Consider the following 10,887-nt stretch of genomic DNA (forward strand, 5'->3'; position numbering starts at 1 on the left):
GTACTGCGCGGGCGCGGCGTGACCGTCGGCGATCACCTGATGGATCAATGCCAACAGGAACGCCGCATCCGTACCGGGCCGGACGAAATGGTGTTCGTCGGCCACTGCAGCGGTCTCGGTGCGACGCGGGTCGATCACGACGACGCGACCACCGCGCTTCCGGACCTCCTTGAGCCGCCGGCCGAACCCGGGCGCGGTCATCATGCTGCCGTTCGAGGCGAGCGGGTTCGCGCCCAGCATCAGCAGGTAAGACGTCCGGTCGATGTCCGCCACCGGGACCATCAGTTGGTGCCCATAAAGGAGGTACGCCGCGAGCATGTGCGGCAGCTGATCCACCGAGGTCGCGCTGAAGCGGTTCCTGGTCCGCAGCAGCCGCAATGCCGTCGGCATGTGGGTCATCGCTCCGAGGCTGTGCACGTTGGGATTGCCCAGATATACCCCGACCGAGTTCCGCCCGTGCTCCTTCTGGATCTCGAGCAACCTGGCCACGACGAACTCGTACGCCTCGTCCCAGCCGAGTTCCTCCCAGCCGTCCGAAGTACGCCGTACCGGCTTCGTCAGGCGGTCCGGGTCCTCTTGGAGGTCTTTCAGCGCGACTGCCTTCGGACAGATGTGTCCGCGCGAGAGAGGGTCCGCGTCGTCCCCGCGGATATCGGTGATCCGACCGTCCTCGACGGTGACGAGCACACCGCAGATGGCTTCACAGAGGTTGCACGAGGTCCGCCGTACGGTGGTCGCCATCTGCTCAAACTACCCCTGGGTAGCGACGGCGACTAGTCGAAGCGGGCCTCGTCGAGGCGTCCGAGGATCGCGTCGACGGTCTCGTTCGGGGAGAGGTCGGAGTTGTCCAGCCAGAGGCCGCGGCGCGGGCTGAAGGCGTGCAGTTCGTAGTCGAGCTCGTTGACCGAGTGGTGGTAGCCAACCCCCAGCCGGTTGGTGATCACCTCGGGACGCGGAGTGAGGACGACGAGGTAGCGCGGCCGGGTCTCGATACCGTCGAGGAACTCGCGCAGCAGCTCACCGATCACGACGTCCTGCAGGACGACGGTGAAACCGGCCTGGGCGTAGCCGTCGGCCGCTTGGCAGGCCAACCGGTACCTCAGCCTGAGTTGCTGCTGGGCTTCCTCGCCGTTGTCGATCGCGGAGGAGGCCTGGCCGCTGACGATCATCCGGCGGAACACATCCCCGCGGAGATGGACGCCGTACTGGAAGCGTTCGGCCAGTAACTGGGACACCGTGGACTTCCCGGCCGCCATGATTCCGCTGACGACGATCACCCCCTCGGTCTCCATAAGGGGGATCGTGCCACGCAGGACAACCTTTACATCAGGCCTCGTCCAAACTTGGCAGTTGTCGGACAAGGACAGGTGAGACCCTCACGGCTGCAGGGTCTCCAGGTGGTCGCGAAGGATCTGCCGGACCCGGTCCGGGGTGGTGTGCGAAGGCTGGATGACGGCGTGCAGAGCCAGGCCGTCGATCAGCGCGTGCAGCCGCTCGACCTCCAGCTCCAGCTCGAGCTCCGGGCGCAGCCCGCCTGCATCGGACAGCGCGCGTAGCAGGGTCTGGCAGAGTGCGCGCAGGTCCTCGTGGACCGGACCGAGATGTTCGCGCAGGCCACCCTCGCCGGTCTCGGCCTGGGCCTGGGCGACGAACGAGAGCCAGATGTCGAACTCGGCCTGCCGTTCGCTGTCCAGCGGGACGACCTCTTCCAGATAGCGCAGCGCGATCTCGGTCGCGGTGCCCTTCGGCTCGATCGCGGCGATCCGCTCGCCCACCCTGCGGGAGACCAGGTTCATCGCGAAGCTCAGCAGGCCGTCCTGGTCGGGAAAGTAGTAGCGGACCGAACCCGCCGACCAGCCGGCTTCGGCGGCGACGGTCCGGACCGAGGCGGCGCGGATGCCGTCCCGGCGGACCACCCGCCACAGGGCCCGGGCGATCTCCTCGCGGCGGGCGTCGTGATCGACGATCTTGGGCATGTGCCCTTTTTAGCACACTTGTGTTATCGTCGTTGTCAACACGGTCGTACTAAATAGATCGGAAGGATGGACGTCGTGCTGTTAGCTGTGATCGCCGCGTGTGAAATCGGCTTCTGGGTCCTACTCGCCGCCGGGATGGTGACGCGCTATCTGCTCCGACTGCCGAAGGTGGGCATGGTGCTGCTGGCGAGCGTGCCGCTGGTCGACGTCGTGCTGCTCGTCGCCAGCATCGTCGATCTGCGCCGCGGTGCTGAGCCCTCTTTCAATCACTCGCTGGCCGCGATCTTCATCGGGATCAGCGTGGCCTTCGGGCATTCGAGCATCAAATGGGCGGACGGCTGGGCCGCGCACAAGTTCGCCGGCGCGCCGCGTCCGGTCAAGCCCGCGAAGGGCAGTCGCGAGAAGGTTCGCCGGGAGCGGCGAGGCTGGTTCAAGCATCTGCTCGCCTACGTCATCGGCTGCGGCCTGATGATCGCTCTCGGCCTGCTGTCCGGCAAGGGGTACGACGCTCTGCTGGGCCCGGCGTACACCTGGACGATCGTGCTCGTGATCGACGCGTTCGTCTCGTTCAGCTACAAGGTGGACAAGGACGTCGACGAGGAGACCCGGGAGAAGCTGGCCGCCTGACCTCCCAGCCGGACCCGCTCTGGCGCCGTAGATTTCGGGCATGACGAAATCGGTGGCGGGGCGAGTCTGGTTCGCGGTCACCGCTGTGGTGGTGACCGCCGGGATCATCATCCAGTTGGTGGTGACGGCGACCACCAGCGACGGGTACTTCCCGGAGAACCCGGACCGCGTGTTCAACGTGTTCGCCTTCTTCACCATCCAGTCGAACCTCTTGCTCGGGGCAACGACTCTGCTGCTGGCGCTCAACCGTGGCGGTGACTCGCTGCTGTTCAGAACCCTGCGGCTGAACGGTGTGCTCTGCATCGCGGTCACGGGGATCGTGTACCACGTGGCGCTGGCCGGGCTGGACGAGCTGTCCGGTGGCGCTGCCGTCGCGAATCTGCTGCTGCACACGATCACCCCGCTGCTCGGAGTGCTGGGGTGGCTGTTCTTCGGGCCTCGTGGTCAGACCGATACGACCGTTGTCGGCTGGTCCATCGTCTATCCGCTGCTCTGGCTGGTGTTCACCCTGATCCGCGGCGAGGGAACCGGCTTCTACCCGTATCCGTTCGTCGATGTCAGCGAGCACGGCTATGGCCGGGTGTTGCTGAATTGTCTGCTGGTCGCGCTACTGTTCCTGGCGCTGGCGGCCGGGGCGACCCTGCTGGACCGCCGGCTGCGCCGGAGGACCACCGTCGAAAGGTAGCGACCCGTGTTGGTGACATCTCGCTCGTACGCCGAGTACGAGGCGATGTTCGACCTGTCAGAGCTCCCCGAATCCGTGCTCGACTGCTGCGCGGGAGGGTCGAGCTTCACCGCGGAGGCCACTGTCCGTGGCGTCGACGCCGTCGCCGTCGACTCGGCGTACGAGCTGCCCGCTCCCGAACTGGTCGACACCGTACGCCGGAGTCTGCCGGTCGGCTCGAGCATCGTCGACGAGCACGCGGGAAGTTTCGTCTGGCACTGGTACGGGTCACCTGATCGCAGGGACGAGATGCGGATCGAGGCGGCCGACCGATTCCTGCAGGACATCTCGGTGGCGCCCGAGCGGTACGTCGCGGGGACTTTGCCGGAGCTGCCGTTCGCCGACGGGCGGTTCGAGCTGGTGTTGTGCTCGCATCTGCTCTTCACCTGGGCGGACAAGTATGACCGGGCGTGGCACGCGGCCGCGTTGCGTGAACTGGTCCGGGTGTCGCGGTCGGAGGTGCGGATCTTCCCGCTCGTGCGGCAGGGGGCCGGTGAGCCGGTGGGCTTTCTGCCCGAGCTGCTGGAAGAGCTCGAGGGCGTGAGCACCGAGATCCGCAAGGTGCCCTACGAGTTCCAGGTGGGCGCTGACCAGATGCTGGTCATTCAGCACTGAAGCAGGACAGAGGGGCGACGGGCTTACTCGACCGTCGCCCCGCTGTGTCTACTCGGTGTGTTTCGAGGGGTCAGCGCAGGAAGCGGCCGCAGACCGGCCAGGGGGATGCGCCCCGCTGCGCGTACAGCTTCTTCGCCCGCATCAACTGCTCGGCTGCCGACGCCTGTGCCGGGTTGCCGGTGCCGCCGACGCTGCGCCAGGTCTGCTTGTCGAACTGGAAGAGGCCGTAGTACCCGGCCGGGTTCACCGCCCGGGGATTGCCGCTCGACTCACAGTTGGCCACCTTCTTCCAGGCGGCGCTCATGGTCACGCTGCTGCTGGTGGTGGGCCGGTTGGTCTCGGAGCGGGTTGCGCGTGGCTTGCGCACGGTCTTCTTGGGGACGGTCCGGCCCTGGGTGGTCGTGGTCGTCTTCTTCTTCGGCGCGATGGCCTTCTGCTGGCCGTCGAGCCGCAGCGTCTGCCCGATCAGGATCAGATCCGGGTTGTTCAGGTTGTTGAGCTCGGCCAGCTGGTGCCAGTCGGCACCATTCGCCTGGGCGATCTCGGAGAGGGTGTCGCCGGGCTTGACCGTGTAATCGGTGGCGAAGGCAGCACCCGCGCCGGCGGCAGTGATACCGGCGCCGAGGCCGGCGATGGACAGCGTCCGGACCACCCGGCGGGTACTGCGCCGGGGACGGGCATGTCGAGCTTTGGACATCGGTGTTCTGCTCCTCATGAGCTGGGCATGGTGAACTGGTTCCTGCCCGGCTGATTCAGCCGCGTGCGCACTTACCCCGAGAACCTCGCCACGGACCGGGAAGTGCGAACTGGTCGGGCGAGACGAAGGTGGTCGTCACCTGGGTGCGTGAGGCTCGGATCGCCGGCCGCCATCGGTCGGGCGGCCGCACCGGGCTCCGCAGTCTGGTGAGGTACCACTCCCTTCCGGGTGGGGGGACCGGGCAACCGGACGACATCACGAAGAGGCGTCCGAATGGTCACGCCCCGATAACGAACGCGACCTGAGTCATCGTGCGCGACCTGAGCCTGGAGCGCAAGAGTTCTGGCCAAATCTGTCCGAACTTTCGCGGCCTGTAGTCGCCCGAACGCCAACAACAGAACGGTTTCCTGTGCTGTCGGCACCTTGCCATCAGGCGCGTTTTCGGCATCTGGAGCGACTGACGGACAGCCGGTGCGTGTCATCCGGCGAACTCGGTCGTTGTTCGGATAGCGGGCTTGGGCGAGCCGCGGAGTGAGGCGATCTAGTTGATGGGGGCATGGCGGTGATCCGAGTGGTCCTCGGGCATCGCGGCACATTGGTGCGAGGCGCACTGGCCGCGATGCTGTCCAGGGAGTCCGATCTGGATGTGATGGCCGAGCTGGACTGCTCGGACGACGTACTGAACGCCGTACGGCTGCGACCCCACGTGGTGGTGCTCGAGCCGCAACTGCCCGGCAAGGTCGGGATCGAGGACCTGTGCCGGAAGCTGGTCGGTCGCGGGGTGCTGGTCCTGATCGACCACGAGGCGATCGCCGCGACCAGCCTGGCGCTGGTCAAGCAGGCGCCGCGGATCGGCCTGCTGGCGACGGACGCGACGCCCGACCAGATGGTCCAGGCCGTGCGTGACGTGGCGAAGGGACTGCCGGTCGTCGACGTCCGGCTCGCGGTCGCGGCGCTCAAAGCCGGGGACAATCCACTCACCGACCGCGAGTGCGAAGTACTGCGTCAGGTCACCACCGGCGCGACCGCGCAGGAGATCGCCCGGACACTCAGCCTGAGTGCGGGAACAGTGCGGAACTACCTGTCCCGGATCCTCGCGAAGACAGGCGCGCGCAGCCGGATCGAGGCGATCCGCAAGGCTCAGGACGCCGGCTGGATCTGAGCACCTCCGAACTGCCCAGCCCCTCCGACCTGCGCAGCACCTCCGGGCTGCCAGTGGCCGAGGAGTTCGCGGTAGAGCGGTGACGTCCGCAGCAACGTGGTGTGGTTGCCGATGGCAGCCTTGTTGCCGTCGAGCACGAGGATGCGCCGCGCTCGCAACGCCGAGCTGATCCGGTGCGCGATCACGATCAACGTGCCGCCGCGAGCCGCGAACGCCTCCTCGGCCCGGCGCTCCGCCTCGGGGTCGAGGAAGCAGGTCGCCTCGTCCAGCACCACCAGCGGCGCCGGCGACAGATAGGCCCGGGCCAGCGCTATCAACTGCCGCTCACCGGCCGACAAGTCTCCGGGTCGCACCTGGGCGTCCAACCCGCCGAGGCGGTCAATGAGAGCGCCGGCGCCGATTGCCCCGATCGCTTGGCAGACCTCCGGTACCGACGCGTCCGGCAGCAGGTAGTTGAGGTTCTCCATGACAGTGCCGCTGAAGACATAGGCCTCCTGCGGGATCAGTACCCTCGTCTGCGCCAGCCGGTCGGTGGACAACTCGGTCGGCGGTACTCCGCCCAGTAGCAGCCGCCCGCTCGTCGGGGCGAGCATCCCGCACATCAGTCCAGCAAGCGTCGACTTGCCGATTCCGCTCGGGCCGACCACGGCGAGGTGATCTCCTTCGAGGATGCTCAGGTCGAGATTCTCCAGTACCGGTTCGGCTTTGGGTCCGTAGGCGAAGGTCAGGTCCCGCAGCTTCACCTGGTAGCCGTTGCAGTCGGCCATCGGTCGCTGGGGAACCACGGGCGCTTCTGTGTCGAGGATCCGGCCCAGCGTCACGACGTACCGGAGGCCGCTGTCACCCAGTGCGCTCATCACTGTGCTGAGGGCGGGCTGTAGGCCGATCAGCACGTAGGTGAGACCGCCGAGCAGGGTGCCTGTACTGACTCCGCGGTTGACCAGCCAGGGCCCGGCGGCCAGCAGGATCAGCAGGGGGGCCCAGCCGCCGACCGCGAAGCACAACGTGCGCAGGGCAGCGACCTTCGCGAGTGCTCGCTCGGCGGAGGCCTGAGCCTTGATCGGTTGTCCGACCAGCCGTTCGGAGAACTCCTCGGCGCCGGTCGCGGTGATGTCCCGAACCCCGCTGAACGTCATCCCGGCCGCAGTGGCCAGGTCTTCGTCGGCTTGCAGGGATGCCCGGACCCGGTCGGCCGCGAGGCCCAGCACCGCCAGCGAGGCGATGAACCCGAGCAGGAACGGCGGTACGACGAATCCCGCGATCATCGGTGCCAGCGACAACAGCCCGGCCAGTACGCCGAACAGGGTGACCGCGAAGTTGCGGATCACCAGCACCAGACCGGCGAAGGTGTCCCGGACGATCTCGACCTGGCGGTTCAGCCGGGCCACGGCGGCGTCGTCACCAGTACGCAACGCGCCACCCACGACCCGGCGTACGAGGTCGTCGCGCAAGGGCTCGACCAGGTCGCCGAGGCGGCCGTAGACCTGGTGTGCGCCGGCCGCGCCGAAGCAGGCGGCGACGATCAGGCCGCCGAGCCAGGCGATTCCCTGCCAGGCCCGGCCGGCCAGGAAGTTGTCCGTGGCGTGCGCGACGGCGACGCCGTAGATCGCGGTCGGCAGGATCTCCGGTATGGACCAGAGGGCCAGCTTGAGCGCAGGTCGTTTCCGAACAGCCGCGGCGCCGTAGCGCAGTTCGCGTCTCATCCGAACACCTCACGGTAGGAGATGTCCTGCCAGAGCACGTCGTGCGGGCCGACGGCGCGGACCCGGCCGTGATCCAGCCAGACCACCAGATCGGCGCGGGCGGCGGTCGCGATCCGGTGCGTCACGATCAACCTGGTCCGGTGGTGGCGGTCGTCGGTCAGGGTCTTGCTGATCTGCAGTTCGGTCGCGGTGTCGAGGCTGGAGGTAGCGTCGTCCAGCACCAGCAGACGGTTGGCCGGCCAGGCGCGGGCGAGTCCGAGCCGCTGCCGCTCGCCACCTGACATAGGTGCTGTCAGCAACGGTGTGCGGTAGCCCTCGGGAAGGCGGCTGATGAAGTCGTGGGCATGCGTGGCCCGGGCGGCGGCCAGGGTGCGCACCGTGTTGACCGCGTCGTGCGAGATCGCGTCGCCGATGGTCGATCCGACCAGGACCGGGCGCTCGAAGGCGCAGCCGACGGCGTTCCGCAGTGCCCGGCGGTGGACGGCTTGCATCGGCACGCCGTCGAGCAGTACCTGGCCGAACGACGGGTCGCGGAGTCTGGCCGCGAGAGCCGCCAGTACGGACTTGCCGGCGCCGCTCGGGCCGACCACGGCGACGGTCGCGCCGCCCGGAAGGTCGAGGTTCACGCGTTCCAGCAGTACGGTGTCGCCGGCGACGACGGTGACCTCGTCGAAGGTCAGCCGTCCCGGACCGGCCGGGAGCGGAAGGGTGCCGTGGGCAACTGATTCGACGGCGAGGACCTCGGCCGCGCGATGGATCCCGGCCCGGGCGCGAGCGAGTTCCCCGATCACCCCGGTCAGACTGCCGAGGCCGGCCCCCAGTACGGCGTACTGGCTGGCGGCGAAGAGTTCACCCGCGGTGATCCGGCCCTCGACGAGTTGGAGCCCGCCGACGGCCAGGACGGCGACCAGGACGAGGGGCCCGACGATCGCGGCCTGGGCACCTGATCTCGCCAGCACGCGCCAGGTGAGCAGGCCGTGCTTGTGGAGCTCCGGGAGGAGGCCGAGGATGCGGTGTTCTTCGCGGGTGGTCGTGCCCGCGGCGGCGATCGTGCGGATGCCTCGCAGCGCTTCGGTCAGCAGGGAAGAGATCCGGCCCTGCGTTTCCTGGTAGGCCAGGCTGATCTCGGCCGTCCGGCGGGCGAAGACCCAGAGCACAGCGATCACCAGTGCGACGCCGCCGAAGAAGGCGAGCGCCAGCCAAGGGTCGATGAGCGCGAGCAGGATCAGGCTGCCCACCGGCGGGATGGCGGCTGCGAACGCACTGACGACCGCCGGCCCGGCCTGTGCGGCGTCGACCGCGTTCCCGGAGACTCGGCTGACCAGGTCTCCGGTGTCGAGGTGGCGGGTGCCTTCGGGTCCGCTGCGGATGACTTGCCGGACCAGCCGGTGTCGGAGCCAGGCCGTCGTGCCGGCGACGCAGGCGGTGCCGGCGAAGACGTCGATCAGGCTGCAGACGATGCCGGCCGACACGAGTCCGCAAGCCACCCATAGCCAGGTTGTGTAGCCGTGGCCGGCGACGATCGCGTCGACCGAGCGCCCCAGCACGGTCGGCAGGGCAAGGGTCACGCTGCTGCCGATCAAGGCCGTCACGCCGATCAACGGCAACCAGCCTCGGCCGTGCCCGGCCACCGAGCGAAAGGTTGTGGTCATGGCCGCGACCCAGGCCGTCCGGCCGGACCGGCGTGTTCGGCCAGACCAGTGCGTTCTGCGAGACCAGCATGTTCTGCGAGGCCAGTGTGTTCTGCGAGGCCAGTGTGTTCGGCGAGGAAGGCGAGCATGTCTGCGGCGAGGCCGATGCCCTTGCTTGCCGAGCCGGCGGCGTGGCCGGCGTCGTGCTCCAGCCGGAGTAGTACCGGCCGATCGCCAGCCTCTGTTGCGTGTTGCAGCGCCGCGCACATCTTCCTGGCGTGCAAGGGATCCACTCGCGTGTCGCTGCCGAAGACCGTGAACAGGACGGCCGGATACTTCACGCCCGGGACCACCCGGTGATAGGGCGAGTAGCTCAGCAGGTTCTTCAGGGCGGCCGGATCCGAGGCCGACCCGAACTCCGGCACCCAGTGCGCGCCGAGCCCCGACCGCTCGTACCGAACCATGTCCAGCAGCGGCGCGGAACAGACGGCCGCGGCGAACAGCTCCGGCCGTTGCGTTATCGCGGCCCCGACGAGCAGCCCACCGTTGGACTCACCGCACACCCCGAGCTGATCCGGCGTGGTCCAGCCCTCCGCGATCAGGAACTCAGCCGCAGCGAGGTAGTCGTCGAAGACGTTCTGCTTGCGGTCGAGAGTCCCGGCCCGGTGCCAGTCGTCCCCACCTTCCCCACCACCGCGGAGGTTCGCCGTCACGAACACCCCACCGGCTTCCACCCAGGCCAGGGTGAAGGCGGAGTACGTCGGGGTCAGCGACTGCCCGAAACCGCCGTACCCGTAGAGGATCGTCGGTCGCGGGCCGTGGTCGCCGGGCTTGGCGATCACGAGCATCCGGAGCTTGGTGCCGTCGGCCGACAAGTACTCGAGCTGCCTGTACTGCGCGTCCGGTACTGCGATCGCGCCGGGCGGCTGGGACCACTGCGTAGTACGGGCTGTGGTGGCGTCATAGCAGTAGACCGATGCGGGGGTGATGCTGTCGGTGTAGCTGAACCAAGCCTCATTCCCGCCATCGGACTTGGTGGTCAACGAACCAACCGAGCCCACGCCAGGGAGGGGAACCTCGCCGAGCGGACGGCCGGTCTCGAGGTCATGGATCGCGATCTCGCCGATCGCGCGCCGGGTCCGGCCGACCAGGATCACGGTGTCGAGGATCGCCAGGCTGCTCAACGGCGCTTCGGGATCGGCCGGCACCAGGTCGCGCCAGACGAGCGGCTCCTCGGGATCGCCGACGCAGATCTTCCCGGTCGGTGCGTCGCGCGTGGTCACGACGTACAGGCGTCCGTCCCGGCCAACCGACATCACTGTGATCGCGTCGACGTCCTGTTGCACGGCAGTCGGCGGCTCGTCCTTGCTGAGGTCGACGAGCCATAGGTCGTTGGCCCCGCCGCGCACCGCCGAGATCGTCAGCCAGCGCCCGTCCGCACTGATCTCCAGCCCGTACGACGCTTCGTCGGTGAGCACCGCAATGTCCTCGGTCGAGCCGAGGTGGTGCAGCAGAACCTGGCGGAATCGCACGTAGTAGAAGGACTTCCCGTCCGGCAGCCAGGCGACCGGTGAATAGCGGCAGCCGTCGATCGGGCCGGCCACCAGTTGCCCGGTGGTCACGTCGAGCACGTGCAGAACGGACTGCTCGTCGCCGCCACGGGAGACCTGGAAGGCGAGCAGTGAGCCGTCGGGAGAGGGCTGCCAGCTGTCGAGTGTGGTGAGTCCGCTCGGGTCGAGTTGCAGAGGATCC

11 protein-coding genes are annotated in these 10,887 nt (G+C 68.1%); 4 read left to right on the forward strand and 7 right to left on the reverse strand.

Annotated features, from left to right (window positions below; translation table 11 throughout):
- The 3 genes from VFG33_RS32265 to VFG33_RS32275 all read right to left on the reverse strand — a co-directional run.
- The coding region (locus tag VFG33_RS32265) for a molybdopterin-dependent oxidoreductase (RefSeq protein ID WP_325056774.1) at positions 1 to 741 on the reverse strand (741 nt) is incomplete at its 3' end.
- 32 nt (positions 742 to 773) lie between these two features.
- Positions 774 to 1,292, reverse strand: coding sequence for an AAA family ATPase (locus VFG33_RS32270; RefSeq protein ID WP_325056775.1), 519 nt, complete (start codon positions 1,290 to 1,292; stop codon positions 774 to 776).
- Between the two features lie 84 nt (positions 1,293 to 1,376).
- Positions 1,377 to 1,976: a TetR/AcrR family transcriptional regulator gene (locus VFG33_RS32275; protein ID WP_325056776.1), complete on the reverse strand. Its 600-nt coding sequence runs from the start codon at positions 1,974 to 1,976 to the stop codon at positions 1,377 to 1,379.
- A gap of 66 nt (positions 1,977 to 2,042) precedes the next feature.
- Between VFG33_RS32275 and VFG33_RS32280 the strand changes: the two genes are divergently transcribed.
- Genes VFG33_RS32280 through VFG33_RS32290 form a run of 3 tightly spaced genes read left to right on the forward strand, consistent with a single transcriptional unit; the run spans position 2,043 to position 3,942 of the window.
- Positions 2,043 to 2,603: a 2TM domain-containing protein gene (locus tag VFG33_RS32280; RefSeq protein ID WP_325056777.1), complete on the forward strand. Its 561-nt coding sequence runs from the start codon at positions 2,043 to 2,045 to the stop codon at positions 2,601 to 2,603.
- Positions 2,604 to 2,643: 40 nt separating this feature from the next.
- A complete protein-coding gene (locus VFG33_RS32285; RefSeq protein WP_325056778.1) occupies positions 2,644 to 3,288 on the forward strand; it encodes a Pr6Pr family membrane protein in 645 nt (214 codons plus the stop codon).
- 6 nt (positions 3,289 to 3,294) lie between these two features.
- Positions 3,295 to 3,942 carry a methyltransferase domain-containing protein gene (locus VFG33_RS32290; RefSeq protein WP_325056779.1) on the forward strand — a complete coding sequence of 216 codons (648 nt, stop codon included), beginning with the start codon at positions 3,295 to 3,297 and terminating at the stop codon, positions 3,940 to 3,942.
- 70 nt (positions 3,943 to 4,012) lie between these two features.
- Here VFG33_RS32290 and VFG33_RS32295 read toward each other — a convergent pair whose 3' ends face one another.
- Positions 4,013 to 4,639 (reverse strand): transglycosylase family protein, encoded by a 627-nt coding sequence (locus VFG33_RS32295; protein ID WP_325056780.1) that lies wholly within the window; start codon positions 4,637 to 4,639, stop codon positions 4,013 to 4,015.
- A 556-nt stretch (positions 4,640 to 5,195) separates the two neighbouring features.
- On the opposite strand from VFG33_RS32295, the gene VFG33_RS32300 reads away from it, so the two are divergent.
- Complete coding sequence (locus VFG33_RS32300) at positions 5,196 to 5,801, forward strand: response regulator transcription factor (RefSeq protein WP_325056781.1); 606 nt, start codon at positions 5,196 to 5,198, stop codon at positions 5,799 to 5,801.
- Here VFG33_RS32300 and VFG33_RS32305 read toward each other — a convergent pair.
- The 3 genes from VFG33_RS32305 to VFG33_RS32315 form a co-directional block, all read right to left on the reverse strand.
- Positions 5,780 to 7,504 carry an ABC transporter ATP-binding protein gene (locus tag VFG33_RS32305; RefSeq protein WP_325056782.1) on the reverse strand — a complete coding sequence of 575 codons (1,725 nt, stop codon included), beginning with the start codon at positions 7,502 to 7,504 and terminating at the stop codon, positions 5,780 to 5,782. The two genes, VFG33_RS32300 and VFG33_RS32305, sit on opposite strands and share 22 nt — an antisense overlap.
- A complete protein-coding gene (locus VFG33_RS32310) occupies positions 7,501 to 9,156 on the reverse strand; it encodes an ABC transporter ATP-binding protein (protein ID WP_325056783.1) in 1,656 nt (551 codons plus the stop codon). The genes VFG33_RS32305 and VFG33_RS32310 overlap by 4 nt, the downstream gene beginning before the upstream one ends.
- A partial coding sequence (locus tag VFG33_RS32315) for a prolyl oligopeptidase family serine peptidase (RefSeq protein ID WP_325056784.1) occupies positions 9,153 to 10,887 on the reverse strand: 1,735 nt, incomplete at its 5' end. The genes VFG33_RS32310 and VFG33_RS32315, both read right to left, overlap by 4 nt.

Origin of the sequence: Kribbella sp., from assembly GCF_035687465.1 — a bacterium.
In the GTDB taxonomy this organism is placed as follows: domain Bacteria; phylum Actinomycetota; class Actinomycetes; order Propionibacteriales; family Kribbellaceae; genus Kribbella.